The organism is Paraburkholderia sp. Ac-20340 (assembly GCF_017104965.1).
Lineage (GTDB): Bacteria > Pseudomonadota > Gammaproteobacteria > Burkholderiales > Burkholderiaceae > Paraburkholderia.
In genome coordinates this window covers 590,365-607,397 of sequence record NZ_JAAGPR010000001.1, presented here as the reverse complement: position 1 = coordinate 607,397, position 17,033 = coordinate 590,365, and the positions used below count along the sequence as shown (strand labels likewise).

Sequence of the window (17,033 nt, the reverse complement as noted above, 5' to 3'; positions counted from 1 at the left end):
GTTGCGTAGCGCGGATCAGGTATTCGAGCCGATCACGTTCAGGCCGCCGGCGCCGCTGAACGTCAGCGTGTCGTTGGTGTTCAGCACGTTGTCCCACGAACTGCCGCGCGTCGTCACGACCTGCGAGCCATTGGAAAACGCGCCGTCCGAACCCGAAGAAACGACGAGGCCGTTAAGGAACGGATTCTGCGAATTGCCGTATTCCACCGTTTGCCGTCCCCCCGGCGGCAACGTAACCGTCACGATCGGACCGGCTTGATTGGGTTCCGATCCCAGACGGGAAACGAGTTCGATTGAAAGTGACAGGCCGCTTTGGTTGATGAGCTTCTTGTAAGCCATGATTCGCTATCCTTAATAAAGTAAGGTGCCTCGGGCTGCCGCCGGTATTTCACGACTTCTGCAGGCGCGCGGCGGTTCGCGCCCGCTATGACTGGAATCTGGAAAAAAGCACACGTGATGGCGCCTGCGTTGCGTTATCGGCAATGCATTGGACGCTTCGAAAGCGATGATCGTGGGAGTTTTTTGCGTGCTTTGAATGGGCTCGCGCGCCGTGAAAATTCGTGGTTTTCAGGGCCGGTTCTCTGTCTTTTGTTCTGAGGAAAATATAGGCGATTCGCAGTGCCTGGCAGGGCGATAAAAGGGCTTCCTATCCAGGTAGATAGTTAGGGTTGCGGTTGACGGATATGCTGCAGGCATTCAATCGAATTGGATTGGCGTGATTGGCCAATTTCAGTAATTTACTTTTTCGATAATTGAATAAGGAATGCGTATTTTCGAAAAATCATATTTCGAAAATCGATGTCAGCATCACGGTGACATTCGCCGGCTGTGGTAGCCGTGTGCTTGCTGGTGCGGAATCTGTTCCGGGGTTTGCCCCGAAGCTTGCCCGGCCAGTTGCCATTCCCGCTAACCCGCATCGGGCAAAATAGGCGCGTCGAGACGCGGGTGGCGGCATCGCCCAGTCTCTGTGGTTCTCATCGGAATGTGGAGATGCGCTATGGAAAACTTCCCGCTACGTTGCCTGGCGCTTGCTGCGTTGGCGCTGTTGCTGGCTGGGTGTGCCGCCTATGGCGTGCCGCAGAACGGTCCGCATCTGAGCCCGACCGAGTGCCGCGATCTGGCGGCGCTCAGGACCAACGCGCCGCCCACGATGGCCGAACATCAAAGCGAACTGGCCGCGCTCAGGAAAGCGGGCTACAACCCTTCGCCGTGGAACGACGACCCGTACTATCCCGACGATCTGCAGGAAGCGCAGCGCATCGTCGATTACTGGTTCACCACGGAATGCCAACCGGGTGAGCGCCAGTGAAAGCATGAACTTGGGGGGGGTGGAACTCCTCGTCTTCTTGGCTCGACGGCGTTTCAGGTGGCGTCCGACCCCGTAAAAAATCTCACAGGGCAGCCTTGCTTTCCAATTAGATGATGACTACCATCTAATTAACGTCAAATCTGGAAGCAGCCGCCGCCATGAGAAAGTCGAAAGCCGAAACCGCCGAAACGCGTCGCCGCATCGTGGAAGTCGCGGCTGAAGCGTTTCGCGCCAACGGCATCCACGCCACGGGCCTCGCCGATGTGATGGCCGCAGCCGGGCTTTCGCACGGCGGTTTTTATCGGCACTTCGAGTCGAAAGATCAACTGGTGGCCGAGGCCTGCGAAGCCGGCACGGTCAGCATTCTCGAATCGCTGGAAAATGCCGCCGGGGCGAGCGTGGGGGCAGAAGGACTGCGCGCCGTGGTGGACGCTTACCTTTCCAGCGCGCATCGCGATGCGCCGGGCGCGGGATGCCCGCTTGCCGGCATGGGCAGCGAACTCGCTCGCGGCGACGAAGGCACACGTGCCGCGGCATCGCGTAGCGTCGAGGCGCTCGTGACCCTGCTGGCCTCGCGCACCGGCGATCCGCAGGAAAAGGCGAACCGCTCGCAGGCCGTTTTCGCACTCTCGGCGATGATCGGTGCGCTGACCGTCGCGCGCATCCTGAACGATCCCGAAGCGTCGGACGCGCTGTTGAGCGATGTCCGGCAGCAGATCGAAGCGATCGCACCGATCGAACCAATCGAACCAATCTAATAATAAGCATCTACGGATGCCGCTTTACTCGCTCCAAAATGTGCATATGCACAGATTAGAAATGCAGTCCCTCTGAACTCATGTAACGGAGAACCGTCATGCAACAACGCAAATACCTCATCACTGGCGCCACGGGCAAAACCGGCGTGCATATCGTCAATATCCTGCTCGAAGCCGGGCACGCAGTACGCGCGATGGTGCGCCAGGAAGACGCGCGTAGCGCAGCGCTGCGCGCAGCGGGCGCCGAAGTCGTAGTGGGCGATCTGCTCAATCACGACGACCTGATTCGCGCGACATCGGGCGTAACGGGCGCGTACCTTTGCTATCCGGTGTCGCCGGGCTTTATTCAGGGCACCGCGTATTTCGCCGAGGCGGCACGCCGCGCAGGACTCGAAGTCGTGGTGGAGATGTCGCAGATTTCCGCACGCGAGAATGCGAAAAGCCACGCCGCGCGCGATCACTGGATTGCGGAGCGCCTGCTCGACTGGTCGGGCGTGCCCACGATTCATATCCGCCCGACGTTCTTTTCCGAATGGCTGATTTTCCCGTGGGTGCGCGACACCATCGTCAAGGAAGGCCGGATTGCGCTGCCGTATGGCGAAGGGCGTCATGCTCCGATCGCGGCAGAGGATCAGGCGCGTTTCATTGCCGCCGTGCTGACGCAACCGGCAGCGCATATCGGCAAGGCATATGAGTTGTGCGGTCCCGTCGAGATGGATCACCACGCTATCGCCGATGAAATCAGCCGGATCATCGACCGCAAGATTGTGTATCGCCCGGACACGCTCGATCAATATCGCGCGCATCTGCAGCAGTATGGCCTTTCTGAATTCACGATCCAGCACTTTATTGAAGTTGCCGTCGATTACCAGAACGGCGTCTTCAAGGGCACCGACCAGGTGATCGAACGCGTGACCGGCCAGGCGCCGCAAACCGTGGCCGAATTCGTTCGCGCGCATCGTCAGCTTTTTCAGTCCTGATTCATTACGGCATCCTTATCAAGGTGATTAACATGAAAATCGCAAATTCCGTTGTATTCGTCACTGGCGCAAGCCGTGGTCTGGGTCTGGCTTTCGCGCGCGAAGCGCTGGCGCGCGGTGCGGCGAAGGTCTACGCGGGCGTGCGCAATCCGGCCGGCTTCAACGAGCCAGGCATCGTGCCGATTGCGCTCGACGTCACCGATGCGGCTTCGGTCGAAGCCGCCGCAAAAGCAGCGCCGGATGTCACGGTGCTGGTCAATAACGCGGGCATTGCCGAAGTGACCGGCTCGCCGCTGGCGCACGAAGCCGAAGCGCACGCGCGCCGCGTGTTCGAAACGAACTACTACGGCGTGATGCGCGTGACGCGCGCATTCGAGCCCGCGCTGCCCGGCGACGGACGCGGCGGCATCGTCAACGTGCTGTCCGACGTAACGTGGCGCACGGTGCCGATGCTCGCACCGTACGCCGCATCCAAAGCCGCCGCCTGGAGTTTCACCAACACGCTTCGCGCCCAGCTCAAGACGCGCAACATCGGCGTGGTGGGGCTGCATGTCGGCTTTGTGGATACCGATCTCACGAAAGACTTCGACGTTCCCAAGGCCAGTCCCGTCGATGTCGTCAGGCAGGCATTCGATGCGCTCGAAGCGAATGAAAGCGAAGTGCTGGCGGACGAGGGCAGCCGCACGCTGAAAGCGACGCTTTCACTGCCGGTGCCCGCTTATATCGATCCCGCCGTGCTCGAAGGAAAGTGAGCAACGCGCAATACGCCGCGGCTCACGCCTGGTTCACATCCGGTTTCTGCGCCACGTTTCGCTCGGCAATTCGCCGAACTGCTCGCGGTATTCGCTGGCGAAATTGCCGAAGTGCCAGAAACCCCAGCGCGTCGCGACCTCGGTAACGGTCGCGGCGTGCATCAATTCCTGGCGCACCCGCGCGAGCCGCACGGCGCGCATATAGGCGAGCGGGTTGATGCCCGTGGCCTCTTCGAAGGCGTATTGCAAGGTACGCCGGCTCGCATGCATGCGCGCGCAAAGCTCGGCCACCGAAAGCGGGCAATCGGGCGATCCTTCGACGATATCGCGCACGCTGCGCACCAGTTGCCAGTTCCGGGCGATGCGCGCCTCGCCGCGCTGCTGCGGGGCGATATCGGGAAACTCATGAAGCGCTTCGCTCAGTCCATAGACGATGGACTTTTCAAACGACGCCACGCTTGCGCGATCTGCGAGCAGACGTGGCGCCGCGCTCACGCTATCGAGCAAAACCCTTAGCACCGCGCGAAACCGTTCGAGCCGCTCTGGCGCGATGTTGACGATGCCCGATTTCGCGCCGATGCGCGCAATCACCGCTTCTAATTGAGCGCGCGTGGCCAGATCCGCCACGGCCTCGGGCTCGATTTCCAGATTGACGAACAGATGCTGGTCGGGCGAGAGAAATTCGAAACCGTCCTTGCCGGAGAACACGTGAAGCGCGTCGAGATGGCTCGTCTGTCCCGACAGCAGGGCGTGGCCTTCGAGCTGAAACGGAATGCCCAGCGCGAATTTGTGTTCCGAGACACAGCCGCGCTGATAGACCGTGCGGTTGAGCTTCTCGACCAGCACTTTCACGCCGCCCGCCATGAACCAGCGCACCGAGCCGTCGAACAGGCCGCGCGAAAGCTGGCAATAGCTCTGGTTCCATGTGTCGAGCAGCGCCGCCTGTTCGTCGACGCTGTGACAGCTTCGAAACTGTATGGCCTCGTCCGGCCAGTGGCCCGCTTCCATTGAGTCTCCAGATGGGTGAGGCCGGCAATGTGGCCCCGCGCTCGCGCTTCGCAACCCTGCTGCCGCTCACTGCGCGATTCCTGATTTTTACGGCAATTTTATTTTTTTGCCAAATTTGGATAGTTCCCGTTTTTTGGCGCACCTAACTTGTGCATACCTTGCATACGAACAGGAGCCAGGCATGAGTGAAAGGTCCAGAAAGCTGGAAGGCAAGATCGCGATTGTGTCGGGCGGAGCAACCGGAGCGGGCGGCGCGGCGTCGCTGCTGTTCGCCCGCGAAGGCGCCCAGATTGCCGTGGTCGACGTCAATCGCGGCGCGGGCGAGGAAGTGGTGGCGCGCATCCGCGCGGAAGGCGGCGTGGCCGAACTGTTTGTGGCGGACGTTTCACAACGCGCCGCCGTGGACGCTGCAGTAGAGGGAATCGTCGAACGCTTCGGCCGTATCGACACCTTGTTCAATCACGCGGGCAGTATCGTGGTGAAGCCATTTCTGGACACCACCGACGACGAATACGACTGGCTCATGAACGTCAACGTGAAGAGCATGTTCATGATGACGCGGGCCGTTTTGCCCCACATGCTGGCGGCGGGGCGCGGCTCGATCGTGTGTACGGCGTCGATATCCTCGGTGGCGGCCACGCCGCTGGAAGTGCTTTACTGCACCACCAAGGGCGCCTGTGCGATGTTCGCGCGCGCCATTGCCGTGGAGTACCGCGATCGCGGCATACGCTGCAATGCGGTGTGTCCGGGCTTCATCAACACGCCGCACGGGCAGCGCGAAATCAGCGCGCTCGCGAAATATGGCTTCGATGCCAGCGAAGCCGCGCTGTCGCTCCAGCAAGGGCGTCTGTGCAAACCGGAAGAAGTGGCGCAGGCCGCCTTGTTCCTCGCCAGCGACGACGCCAGTTTCATCAACGGCGCGCATCTTTTTGTCGATAACTGCTTTACGGCTGCGTGATACGGAATCCTGATCAATGGATAACGGCTTCGACGCTTCAACCACCTCGTTTGAAGGATCGTCACATGGACGCGAATACGATTGAACCGGCGGCGGAAAACGCCGACCACGACGTCTCGCTGCTACACAAGATGGGCTACGCCCAGGAGTTGTCGCGCCGCATGGGTGCGTTCTCCAATTTTGCTGTGTCGTTTTCGCTGATCTGTATTCTGTCCGGCGGCATTACCTCGTTCCAGATGGGCTTTTCCGCTGCGGGCGGCGCGTCGATCGGGCTGGGCTGGCCGTTGGGATCGCTGTTCGCGCTGGTCGTGGCGGCGGCCATGGCGCAGATTGCCTCGTCGTATCCCACCGCCGGCGGGCTCTATCACTGGGGCTCGATTCTGGGCGGGAAAACGTGGGGCTGGCTCACGGCCTGGTTGAATCTGCTCGGGCTGGTGTTCGTGGTCGCGGCCATCAATTACGGCACCTACGACCCGTTCTTTCGCACGCTGATTGCACCGATGTTCGGCGTGAATCCCGATTCGCTCGGCTGGTGGGATCAGACGATCTTTCTCACGCTGATTACCGCTTCGCAGGCGTTTCTGAATCATCGCGGCATCCGCATTACGAGCAAGATCACCGATCTTTCCGGCTACCTGATTTTTGTGGTGACCGTGGTGCTCGTGGTGTCCCTGCTCGCGTATTCGCCAGTGAAACTGGATCTTTCGCGTCTCTATACCTTTACGAACTTCACCGGCACGGACGGCGGCGCATGGCCGAAGCAGACCATGGCGATGGCGTTTCTCTCGGGCCTGCTGCTGACCGCTTATACGATTACGGGCTTCGATGCTTCGGCTCACACCTCCGAAGAAACCCATCAGGCGGCGCGTAACGTGCCGCGCGGCATCGTCGGATCGGTGTTCTGGTCGACGACGTTCGGCTATGTGATGGTGTGCGCCTTCGTGCTCGTCATGCCGGATCTCGCCGCGGCCGTGAAGCAGGGCACCGGCTTCTTCCAGGCCATCCTCGCGCCGATTCCCACGCCCTTGCGCATCACCATCGAGTTGCTGATGTTCTTCATCAACTACGCGTGCGGTCTGGCCGCCGTGACCTCGACTTCGCGCATGATGTTCGCATTCGCACGTGATGGCGGCCTGCCGGGATCGAAATGGCTGCGCAAGGTCAATCCGGCCCATCGCACGCCGGGCGTGGCGATCTGGACGTCGGCTGTGCTGGCGATTGCCGCGACGCTTTACGGCGATGCATTCACGGTCCTGAGCGCAGGCAGCGCGGTGTTCCTGTTCGTTTCGTATGCGATGCCGATTGCCGCGGGTATCCGCGCGGAAGGCCGCACGTGGACGGAGAAGGGGCCGTTCCAGCTGGGCAAACTGTCGAAGCCGTTTGCCATTGCGGCGGTGGTCGGGGCGCTGATTCTCGCGTATGTCGGCATTCAGCCGCCTAACGAGAAAGTGCTGTATCTGATCGGCGGGCTGCTGTTCGTGCTGCTGGCGATCTGGTACGTGGGCGGCGTGCGCAATCGCTTTGCCGGGCCGCCGGTTGCGCAAACGTCGGCACAGGCATCGCTGGCGCGCGAACAGCAACTGGAATTGGCCGAACGCGAAATCGGCGCTAAATAAAGGCGCTATTCAATCCTGCTGCGCGTGATCCATCGGCACGATCACGCGCACGCAGAGGCCGCCATCGGGATGATCGCCAATCTTGAGCGTTGCGTTGCACCGTTGCGCGAGACGACGCACGATCGACAGGCCGATACCCCAATGCGCGCCCAGCGCAAGGCCAGCCGCACTGGAAGGCGTGGTGAGCGGCGTATCGTCGAGCGTGCCCGCGCCGATGCCGCTGCCGTGATCGCGCACGCTCAGGACCCATGCGCGCGCGCCGCGCGCGGTGCGAATTTCAACGGGCGGCGCGCCGTGTGCAAGCGCATTGCCGACGAGATTTTCAACCAGCCGCGTCAGCGCCGAACGCGGCAACTGGAACGCGTCGCCGGCTTCGAGCTTGACGACGATGCGGGCATCGTCCGCCATCGCGCCATAGATAAAGCGGTCCTTCAGCCAGGCTTCCACGCCCACCGGCGCATGGATGGCGCCATGGCCGCCGGCCGTTTCCACGAACTGCCGCGCCACATCCTGAAAGTGATCGATATCTTCGACCAGAGCCACGCGCAGATTCCAGCGCGCCACATTCATGGCGTAGGCGCGCAGCCGGGCGGCGCGCGACTCGATCTGCCGAAGGAAACCGCCGAAGCATTCCGACTGGTCTTCCAGCATGCTGCTGCGGCGTTGCAGGAGGTCGCCCAGCGCGCGCGCCAGGCCGTGCAGTTCGCGCGGATGGCACGCGGGCTCAGTGACTTCGTGGCCCAAAGGCAGGCTCAAACTGGCGGTGAGTTCATGCAGATCGTCGCGGATTTCGCGCAGCCAGTAGCCGCGCAGCGCCACCAGAAACGCGCAGAACGCCAGCAGGCAGGCGGCGAATCGCGCGTCGAACCAGTGCGCCAACGTTTGCACGCTGGCGAACCCAGACGCGCCGGAATCGTTCAGATGCAGGGCGCCTGCAGCCGATTCGGCGTCCGTGGCCCAGACCGCGTCGCGCAGATGCGGTGCGACGCCGCGCTCGAGATCGACCATATGCGGCTTGATCGATACGGCCGCCACCACGCCTTCCGCTCGCATGGGCGGATCGAGTTCCGCGTCGGGCTGCCACGCCGGATGTTCCTGCAGCGAAACGGCCGGGAAACCAGCGCTGCCGGAAAAGAAGGGCGAATCCGCGTTGGGATCGCGAAAACCGACGTACGCCAGCATCAACGATGCAATCGATAACAGTGCGATTCTGGCTAGCAAGTCGGTCACCCCGTATTTTTTCTTGATATCGAATAGTTCGCTTTACGACGTCGGGCGTCGCGTGCGATAGCCGTAGTTTCGGACTATGACGGGCATTGTCCGCGATGCAGGGCGATTCAAAAGCGTCGAAAAAGGGCGGAAATGCAGGTCTTTTCCGCTTTTGAGCGGACGAAAAGCAGCGAAATGGAAGACCAGCACAAGCTGAACGCAAGGCGCAAGCAAGTGTGCGCAGCGTGAAAACGCGGCGTTCGGAGGGAGCGTTGGGCAGTGAAAGGCGCCGCGCACGTTGGTGCGCGACGCGTCTGGAACGCGGGCTCTTTAAAGCACGCGTTGGACCGTGCGTGCCGAGTCCGTGATGTCCTGGCCGAAGCCGGCAATCGTATTGCAGCCGGTCAGGCCGATCGTGGTAGCGGCGATCAGAAGGATCGCCAGAGTACGAATGTGCATGTCAAACCCCGCGTGATAAACGACGGCCGGCTTTGCGCTTTATTGCTTTCAGCTTTGCGTTCTGCGTTGCGTTGAGCTTTTGCGTTCTCTTCACCGGCACGGGCGGAAGTCTATCAGCACTCGGCGCTGCGGTGCCTTACATCGGCTTCTGGATAAAGCGCCGTTTATTGCGTCGCGTGCGTCGCGACTTCGTTCACACGCGGCGCACGCTTCGCACGCCAGCGTGCGTAGGCGGCGGTCAGCAGCGGGGCGAGCAGGGACGTCACGATGGTCGAGGCCGCAATCTGCGGCGTGGCCACGGCTACGAGCGCGCCCAGCCGCGGATCGACCGCTGCGATGGCCGTAGGAGTAGCGACGGCATTGCCAGCCGTCGTCGCGGCGGCAATGCCGCCCACGCCCGAACCGCCCATCAGACGCGAAGCCAGCACGTTGAAAAGCGCGCCCGCAGCCAGCGTAATCAGCCCGAGCACGATGCCCGAAAGACCGGCGCCGAGAATCGCGTGCAGATTGATCTGTGCGCCCAGTCCGAAGGCAAAAAACGGAATCAGCAGGTCGCCGCCCGATTTGAGGAACTTGCGCATGTCGGCGTCGAGATTGCCGAGCACCATACCGATCACGATCGGCAAGACTGTCGCGACCAGATCGAGTACGGGAATTTTTGCGAGGCCGGAAAGTCCGAGCGCCACCATCGTGACGAACGGCCCTTCGAGAATCGACAATACGGCAAGCGCGCCGCGATCCATTTCGTCGCCGAATTGCCGTGTAAGCGCCGCGTAAAGGCCCATATTCGCATTGGTGACGGCCGCGATGATCGCCATGCCCGACAAACCGAGAAAGCCTTCCGCGCCAAAGCATCGACTGACGACCAGACCAATCAGCACGCCGCTCACGAGTTTCGCAATCGTAATGGCCGCGCCATTGCGCAGTGCACGCGGCGCGGTGCGAAATTGAATTTCCGCGCCCATGCAAACAAAAAACACCGCCAGAATCGGCAGAGCACCGTGCGCGAGTTGCGTCGAAAAACTGCCGATGCCGAGCACACGCGGCGCAAATGTATTGAGCACGCTGCCCCAAAGCAGAGGAATGACCATCATGCCTCCGGGAAAGCGCTCAATGGCCTTTTTGATTTTCATCTTGAGTCTCCTTCGTTATTGTCCGGCGCGGGCGCGCGGTTTTGCCTGATGTTTTGCTCATGGCGCCCGGCCGGTTTCATCGGTCAACGCGATACTGCACGCCGCATTACATTTGCGCGCCAATCATCCACGGCACAAATTCCTCATTGCCGATACCGAGTGCCTCGCTCTTGCTTTTACCGCCCGAGGCGACTTCGACGATCATGCGGAAAATCTCTTCGCCCTTTTGCTCGACGCTGGCCGTGCCGTCCATGATGTCGCCGCAATTGATATCCATATCGTCGGCCATGCGGCGATACATCGGCGAATTGGTCGCGAGCTTGATGGACGGCGCGGGCTTCGCGCCAAAGCACGAACCGCGGCCCGTGGTGAACACCACGAGATTCGCGCCGCTGGCGATCTGGCCGGTTGCGCCCATCGGGTCGTAGCCCGGCGCATCCATGAAAACAAGGCCATTCGTGTCGATCGGCTCGGCGTAGCGATAAACGCCCATCAACGGCGACGATCCGCTTTTCGCAACGGCCCCGAGCGATTTTTCGAGGATCGTCGTGAGGCCGCCGGCCTTGTTGCCGGGCGTCGGATTGTTGTCGATACTGCCTTTTTCGCGCTGCGCGTAAGCTTCCCACCAGTGAATGCGCTCGACGATTTTTTCGCCCACTTCCTGGCTGATCGCGCGGCGCGTCAACAGATGTTCCGCACCGTAAATTTCAGGCGTTTCCGAAAGAATGGCGGTGCCGCCATGTCGCACGAGCAAATCGACGGCGGCGCCCAGCGCGGGATTGGCCGTGATGCCCGAATAGCCGTCGGAGCCGCCGCATTGCAGGGCGATATTGATGTGCGAAACCGGCAAAGGCTCGCGCACGGACTGATTCGCGACCGGCAGCATGGCCTTCACGGCCGCAATGGCGGCGTCCACGGTCTTTTGCGTGCCGCCTTCTTCCTGCATCACGAGCGGCACGAGCAGCGGGCCCGGCTCGACGCCTTCGGCAATGAACATCGCGCCCATCTGATTGGCCTCGCAACCCAAGCCGATAATCACGACGCCCGCGAAATTCGGATGCTTTACATAGCCGCCAATCGTGCGGCGCAATTGCGCGATCCCTTCGCCATGATGGTCGATACAGCAGCCGAAGCTGTGGGTGATCGGCACGATGCCGTCGACATTCGGATACGCGTCGAGCGCGCCTGGCGTGCTGAAATGCTGCGAAACCAGCTTGGTGACGGTGGCCGAGCAGTTCACCGTGCTGATCACGCCGATATAGTTGCGGGTCGCGACGCGGCCGTCCGCGCGGCGAAAACCATTGAACGTGAGCGGCATGCTGGCCGGCTCGACGCACGTGACGTCCTGGCCAAAGGCATAATCACGGTCGAATTCGCCGATCGAGAGATTGTGGACGTGGACGTGGTCGCCGGCACGAATCGGCTGTGTGGCAAAGCCGATGATCTGGCCGTAGCGGCGCACTGGCGCGCCCTGGGCAACGTCGCGGCAGGCGACCTTGTGGGCGGCGGGAATATCGGCGGCGCAAACAAGATTGTCGAAATCGGCGAGAATCGTACCGGCGGCAAGGGCGCCGCGTGCGATCAGCACGTCGTCGAGGTCGTGCAGTTTGATGGCGAGCGTAGCCTGGCTCATCGTGTCCTCCTGAATGTGGGGTCGGGGTGCCGGGCACGTCTCGTCGTAGTGGCTTGCGAGCGTTGACCGGCGTGGACACATGATCGGGCGGCCAGGAGACAGGCGCAAATTGGTCAGGCCACTTTATTCCGCGCCATCCAGGCAAAGCGAACAGAGAGTCGAAAGTGGAAAGTCGTTTAAAGAACACAGGCGCGCTGGCCCAGACGGTCAGGCGCATCGAGACAGGTATTCAGGAGGGGCTCTGGCTGGCTGAGGAGCGCTTGCCTTCCGAGCGTGCGCTCGCCGAGACCTATGGCGTGTCGCGCGCGACGGTGCGCGAGGCAATCGCGCGGCTCGCGAGCAAAGGCGTGCTGGAGACGCGGCGCGGCAGCGGCGTATATTTGTTGCGCGCGAAACCGGTTGGGCTGGCGGCGCCGTGGCTGCAGTTGATTGCCGATACGCCGCCATTGCGTTCGGAAACACTCGAATTCCGGCTGGTATTCGAATGCGCGGCGGCGCGTTTTGCGGCGCTTCGTTCGTCGGGGCATGAACTGGAGCGCTTTGAAACCATCCTCGAACGCATGCGCGATGCCGTAGCACGCGCCGATGTGGATGCCGAAGCCGCAACCGATGGCGAATTCCACACGGCGCTGACGGCCGCGTCGCATAACCGTTTGCTCGACCAGTTTTACGCGAGTGTGATTTCGATGTTGCGCGAGCATATCGCAAGCAATACTTACGATGCCACGGTGAACAATGCGAACGCGGCGACTCAGGCGCGCCGAAGGCTCGATCAGCACGAATCGATTTACTACGCGATTCGCGACCGCAATCCCGATGCGGCACAACAGGCGATGTATCTGCATATCGATTACGTGGGCAAGCAGTTCAATGTTTAAGCAGTGAATCAAGGAATGAAGGATGGACAAAGCAAAAGACGATGTGCCTGAAAACGGCGAATACGTAGCGATCTGCAAGGAAAACAATCCGCTTTCGGCGGCTGCAAATGGTCACAGCGAGGTATTCCCGCGCGCGCTGGTAATCGTGAAGGACGGTTGGGCCACGTTTTACCGCGACGGCGAGGAGATCTGGAATTGCAACGCACGCTATGCCGCGGCGAATTTCGTGCTTCAGAAGGAGTAAGGGGCGAGCAGGATTGCGCCCGGATGTGAATAGAGCAGCACACCGCTAACAATAACCTTGAAGCGTGCCGCGCATGACTCGCAATGACCCGCCCAGAGTATTCACTTCCAGGCGCCCTTATCGATGGGCACGGATTCTATTCAGCGTTCTGGTCATTGCGCTCGCCGCGGCGGGCATCGGCGGCTGGCTGACCTTGCGGGCCAGCTTGGCGCAACTCGAAGGCACGCATGCCGCGCCGCTTTCCGCCACGGTAACGATCGAGCGTGACGCATTGGGCGTGCCCACCGTGACCGGCCGCACACGCGACGACGTGGCCTATGCGAGCGGCTTCATTCACGCGCAGGACCGCTATTTCCAGATGGATTTGCTACGCCGGGTTGCGGCGGGCGAAGTGGCGGCGCTGATCGGACCGGCGGCGCTTGCGCTGGACCGGCGCGACCGGCCTTTGCGCTTTCGCGAGCATGCGCGGGCTGCGCTCGCGGCCTTGCCGGCGGAACAGCGGCAATGGATCGAGCGTTACACCGCAGGTGTCAACGACGGACTTCAGGCGCTGCGCGCGCGGCCGTTCGAATACTGGCTGCTGCACACGCGTCCGGTGCCGTGGCGCGCCGAAGATACCTTGCTGACGGTCTATGCGATGTATTTCGACCTTCAGTATGAACAGGTTGCGCACACGTTATCGCGTGCGGCATTGCGCGAGCGCGTTCCCGCCGATCTCTATACGTTCCTGCTCCCGGCGACTACGCATTGGGATGCGCCGCTCGATGGCGAACCGGCATCGGCGTCATGGCCTGTAGCGGTGCCTGCGTCGCCGCCGTGGCTTAAAAGCGCGATAAACACCGCCGCAACGAAGCCGGAAACCTTAGCAATACCAGGTAATCTGCCTGGCTTCATTGATGGAACCGGCCCTGCTGGATCGATGGTCGGCAGCAACAGCTTTGCCGTCGATGGCGCTCACGGCGCGCAAGGCGGCGCACTGGTGGCGAGCGATATGCACCTCGGTTTGTCCTTGCCGAACATCTGGTATCGGATGTCGCTGATTTATCCCGCAGCGGATGGCACCGAACGGCACATCACGGGCGGGAGTCTGCCGGGCACGCCGCTGGTCGTGGCGGGCAGCAATGGTCATATTGCGTGGGCATTCACGAACAGCTATGGCCGCTTTGTCGATCTGGTCGAATTGCAGCGTGATCCGGCCGATTCGCTGCGTTACCGCGTGCCAGGCAATACGTGGGAGAAGGCGCGAGTGATTCACGAGCGCCTCGAGGTGAACGGCGGTGCGAGCGTCGATCTACCCGTCGTTCAAACGCGCTGGGGCCCGCAAATCACGGCCGGTTCGCACGCATATGCGCTGCACTGGGTCGCGCAGGACCCGCAGGCAGTGAATCTGAATCTCGCGCTGCTCGAAGGCACGACAACCGTCGCCGATGCCTTGCGCGCCGCCACGACCTTCGGCGTGCCCACGCAAAACTTCACGGTGGCCGATGCGCAAGGCCATATCGGCTGGACGCTCGCTGGGCCATTGCCGCGTTTCGCCGATGCGGATATCGGCGCGAACACTACGGCGCTCGCCAGTTTGCCAACGGCTTCCAGTACGTATATCGGCTGGCAGGGTTATCGCGCGAGCGATGCGTACCCCATGCGTATCAATCCGCCAGTGGGCCGGCTCTGGACCGCGAATAACCGCACGCTGCCTTTGCAGGAAGCGGCACATATAGGCGACGCGGGCACTGACCTGGGCGCGCGCGCCACGCAGATCCGCAACGATCTGCTCGCGCTGCCGCAGGCCCGTGCGAGCGACATGCTGGCGATCCAGACCGACGATCGCGCTTTCTGGATCGACCACTGGAAGCGCATCGCGCTCGAAGCACTCGATGCGCACGCACTGGAAGGTCATCCGCAGCGCGCGCAATTTCGTCGTCTGATCGAAACATGGAATGGGCGCGCCGATGCCGATGCAGTCGGTTACCGCCTGGTACGTGCGTTCACGTTTTCGCTCTACGATGCGTGGTTCGGCGCGCTCGACAAGCAACTCGGCGCGATGGCGCCTGGCTTGAGCTATCACGCGGCGAATACGCGCAATGTCGCGACGATGGAAACACTCGCCGATCATCACGCGTGGATACCCGAGGGTTTTGCGAACTGGCAGGCGTTCATGCTGGACCGCATCGATCACTCGATGGCGCAATTGCCGAAGGGTATGAGTCTGGCTGACGCGCGCTGGGGCGAGCGCAATCGCTCGCAAATTGCGCATCCGTTCGCGCGCATGGTGCCGGCCTGGTTGCCGTGGGTGCGTGGCTGGCTCAGCACGCCGCCCGATGCGTTACCGGGCGACATCAATATGCCGCGCGTGCAGACGCCGAATTTTGGCGCGTCCGAGCGCTTCGTTGTGTCTCCCGGGCGCGAGCAGGAGGGCATCTTCGAGATGCCGGGCGGACAGTCGGGGAATCCGCTTTCGCCGTACTTTATCGCGGGACACGAAGCGTGGGTGCATGGCGAGGCGACGCCGTTCCTGCCCGGCACGCCGGTGCATACGTTGACCTTGACTGCCTCCGGCGAGCGGTCATCGCCGTAACCGGAGACAGTGAGCACAGGTTCAATGCGGTTTGTAGCCGTCCGTGAGCGTGCCGATAAACGCTATGATGTCCTGAATATCCTGATCCGACATCGCAGGCTTATCCGCGGGCTTGCGGTCGAATGGCGCATCGGCGTAATCGACATTGCCTTGCCAGGCCTTCGGAATATCGTTGTACACCTGCACCTTTCCCGAGGCATCGCGCGGATAGATCTTGCCCGGATCGGTATTGCGCAGATTGTAGAAGTCCATCACCTGCTTCAGGTCGTGATACACGCCGTTGTGAAAGTACACATGGCGAATCGCGCTGTTGCGCAGCGTCGGCGTGAGGAACATGCCGCAGTATTGCGTCTGCTTCGACAGGTCCTGGCGAATCGGTCCGCACAGGCCGAGGTCGAAGAATTTTGGATCGCGATTCGCTTCAAGGCGCGGATTGCGCGGCACGCCCAGCGCTTCGTATTGCGTATCGGTGAAAAGCGGCGGCAGGCCGTCCGAAGTCGGCTGGCTCAAATGGCAACCGGCGCAATTGGCTTTCTTCGAATCGTTGAACAGACGCAGGCCGCGCAGTTCCGCATGCGTGAGGCGCGCCTTGCCTTGCAGCCAGTAATCGTATTTGCTGGTGAAGGCGTGGAAGTCGGGTTCCTCGAATTCGTAGCGCCCGACGGCGAACATCGCCTCGGCGGTCAGCATGGTCGGATTGGCAAAAATGCGCGGGCCGAACAGCTTGCGGAAGCTGTCCGCATAGCTGGCGTGCGCGAGTTTATCGGCGACCGTGGCGGCGTCCGGGTTCGCCATTTCGGTGGGATTGAGCAGCGGCCCGAGCGCCTGGCGCTGATAGGAATCGGCACGGCCGTCCCAGAACAGGCCGCCTACGGGCACCATCGCGACTGTCGTGGGCGTGGCGCCCGCTACTTTGTCCGCGCGCTGCGTGCCCATTGCGGCTTGCGCGAGCGCGTTGAAATCGGGCGGGGCGGCGGCATCGGCGGCATCGGGGCCGATGCTGAACGGCGCCTGCCGGTACAGATACGCAAGCGAGGGCGGCGGCCGGTAGCTCTGGCGATCGAGGTTGGGCCCGCCCAGTTGCACGTCGAGATCGTTCGGCGGTCCGTAGGCGCGCGTCGCGCTATGGCACGACGCACACGACTGCTTGCCCGAGGCCGACAGCGACGTGTCGTAGAAAATCTGCTTGCCAAGTTTCGCGACCGCGCTCAGCGGTGCCTGCGGCGGCAGCACGAGCTGCACGGGATGCGGATTGGCGCCGGTGAGATCTTCCACGGCGTCGCCCACTTGCTCGGGCATGCGTTCGGGCCAGGCGAGCGCATAGCCGGCCAGCCCGGCGACGGCGACCAGTGCGAGCGCGCAGCCTGCAAGCAGGCGCTGGCGGCCGCGCGAGGGTCCTTTAAGTCCGTTAGGCCCGGTGGAATCGGCAGGAGACGACGTGCTGTACGGTTGCGTTGACATAAGCGGGTGATAAGCGATACCGGCGAAGCCCTTGAAAAACCGGGGCGATCGAGCCGGGTA

16 protein-coding genes are annotated in these 17,033 nt (G+C 62.0%); 9 read left to right on the top strand and 7 right to left on the bottom strand.

Going from position 1 to position 17,033, the window contains the following annotated elements; all coding sequences use genetic code 11:
* Positions 1 to 15 precede the first annotated feature (15 nt).
* Entirely contained in the window at positions 16 to 339 is a 324-nt protein-coding gene (locus G3N59_RS36870) for a hypothetical protein (protein ID WP_241023126.1), read from the bottom strand.
* Between the two features lie 658 nt (positions 340 to 997).
* Between G3N59_RS36870 and G3N59_RS02820 the strand changes: the two genes are divergently transcribed.
* The 4 genes from G3N59_RS02820 (at position 998) to G3N59_RS02805 (ending at position 3,799) form a co-directional block, all read left to right on the top strand.
* On the top strand, positions 998 to 1,309 hold the full coding sequence (locus tag G3N59_RS02820) for a DUF4148 domain-containing protein (RefSeq protein ID WP_205980999.1): 312 nt from the start codon (positions 998 to 1,000) through the stop codon (positions 1,307 to 1,309).
* 158 nt (positions 1,310 to 1,467) lie between these two features.
* Entirely contained in the window at positions 1,468 to 2,067 is a 600-nt protein-coding gene (locus tag G3N59_RS02815) for a TetR/AcrR family transcriptional regulator (RefSeq protein WP_205980998.1), read from the top strand.
* Between the two features lie 98 nt (positions 2,068 to 2,165).
* Positions 2,166 to 3,047 (top strand): NAD(P)H-binding protein, encoded by an 882-nt coding sequence (locus G3N59_RS02810; protein WP_205980997.1) that lies wholly within the window; start codon positions 2,166 to 2,168, stop codon positions 3,045 to 3,047.
* 32 nt (positions 3,048 to 3,079) lie between these two features.
* Complete coding sequence (locus G3N59_RS02805) at positions 3,080 to 3,799, top strand: SDR family oxidoreductase (RefSeq protein WP_205980996.1); 720 nt, start codon at positions 3,080 to 3,082, stop codon at positions 3,797 to 3,799.
* Positions 3,800 to 3,832: 33 nt separating this feature from the next.
* Here G3N59_RS02805 and G3N59_RS02800 read toward each other — a convergent pair whose 3' ends face one another.
* Positions 3,833 to 4,807, bottom strand: a complete 975-nt coding sequence (locus G3N59_RS02800; protein WP_205980995.1) for a helix-turn-helix domain-containing protein — start codon at positions 4,805 to 4,807, stop codon at positions 3,833 to 3,835.
* A 181-nt stretch (positions 4,808 to 4,988) separates the two neighbouring features.
* Here G3N59_RS02800 and G3N59_RS02795 point away from each other — a divergent pair, with 181 nt between their 5' ends.
* Complete coding sequence (locus G3N59_RS02795; protein WP_205980994.1) at positions 4,989 to 5,765, top strand: SDR family oxidoreductase; 777 nt, start codon at positions 4,989 to 4,991, stop codon at positions 5,763 to 5,765.
* A 65-nt stretch (positions 5,766 to 5,830) separates the two neighbouring features.
* On the top strand, positions 5,831 to 7,381 hold the full coding sequence (locus tag G3N59_RS02790; protein WP_205980993.1) for an amino acid permease: 1,551 nt from the start codon (positions 5,831 to 5,833) through the stop codon (positions 7,379 to 7,381).
* 9 nt (positions 7,382 to 7,390) lie between these two features.
* On the opposite strand, the gene G3N59_RS02785 is transcribed toward G3N59_RS02790, so the two are convergent.
* The 4 genes from G3N59_RS02785 to G3N59_RS02775 all read right to left on the bottom strand — a co-directional run bounded on the left by G3N59_RS02785 (position 7,391) and on the right by G3N59_RS02775 (position 11,815).
* Positions 7,391 to 8,602 (bottom strand): HAMP domain-containing sensor histidine kinase, encoded by a 1,212-nt coding sequence (locus tag G3N59_RS02785; RefSeq protein WP_205980992.1) that lies wholly within the window; start codon positions 8,600 to 8,602, stop codon positions 7,391 to 7,393.
* Positions 8,603 to 8,920: 318 nt separating this feature from the next.
* A complete protein-coding gene (locus tag G3N59_RS37250; RefSeq protein ID WP_277397885.1) occupies positions 8,921 to 9,049 on the bottom strand; it encodes a hypothetical protein in 129 nt (42 codons plus the stop codon).
* Positions 9,050 to 9,213: 164 nt separating this feature from the next.
* Entirely contained in the window at positions 9,214 to 10,182 is a 969-nt protein-coding gene (locus tag G3N59_RS02780) for a 2-keto-3-deoxygluconate permease (RefSeq protein ID WP_205980991.1), read from the bottom strand.
* Positions 10,183 to 10,288: 106 nt separating this feature from the next.
* Positions 10,289 to 11,815 (bottom strand): altronate dehydratase family protein, encoded by a 1,527-nt coding sequence (locus G3N59_RS02775; protein ID WP_205980990.1) that lies wholly within the window; start codon positions 11,813 to 11,815, stop codon positions 10,289 to 10,291.
* A 164-nt stretch (positions 11,816 to 11,979) separates the two neighbouring features.
* Between G3N59_RS02775 and G3N59_RS02770 the strand changes: the two genes are divergently transcribed.
* The 3 genes from G3N59_RS02770 to G3N59_RS02760 all read left to right on the top strand — a co-directional run bounded on the left by G3N59_RS02770 (position 11,980) and on the right by G3N59_RS02760 (position 15,512).
* Positions 11,980 to 12,693, top strand: coding sequence for a FadR/GntR family transcriptional regulator (locus tag G3N59_RS02770; protein ID WP_205980989.1), 714 nt, complete (start codon positions 11,980 to 11,982; stop codon positions 12,691 to 12,693).
* 22 nt (positions 12,694 to 12,715) lie between these two features.
* Positions 12,716 to 12,937 (top strand): hypothetical protein, encoded by a 222-nt coding sequence (locus tag G3N59_RS02765; protein ID WP_205980988.1) that lies wholly within the window; start codon positions 12,716 to 12,718, stop codon positions 12,935 to 12,937.
* Positions 12,938 to 13,010: 73 nt separating this feature from the next.
* Positions 13,011 to 15,512: a penicillin acylase family protein gene (locus G3N59_RS02760; RefSeq protein WP_205980987.1), complete on the top strand. Its 2,502-nt coding sequence runs from the start codon at positions 13,011 to 13,013 to the stop codon at positions 15,510 to 15,512.
* A 21-nt stretch (positions 15,513 to 15,533) separates the two neighbouring features.
* Here the strand turns inward: G3N59_RS02760 and G3N59_RS02755 are convergent, their stop codons facing one another.
* Entirely contained in the window at positions 15,534 to 16,811 is a 1,278-nt protein-coding gene (locus G3N59_RS02755) for a cytochrome c peroxidase (protein WP_241023158.1), read from the bottom strand.
* Between the last annotated feature and the right edge of the window lie 222 nt (positions 16,812 to 17,033).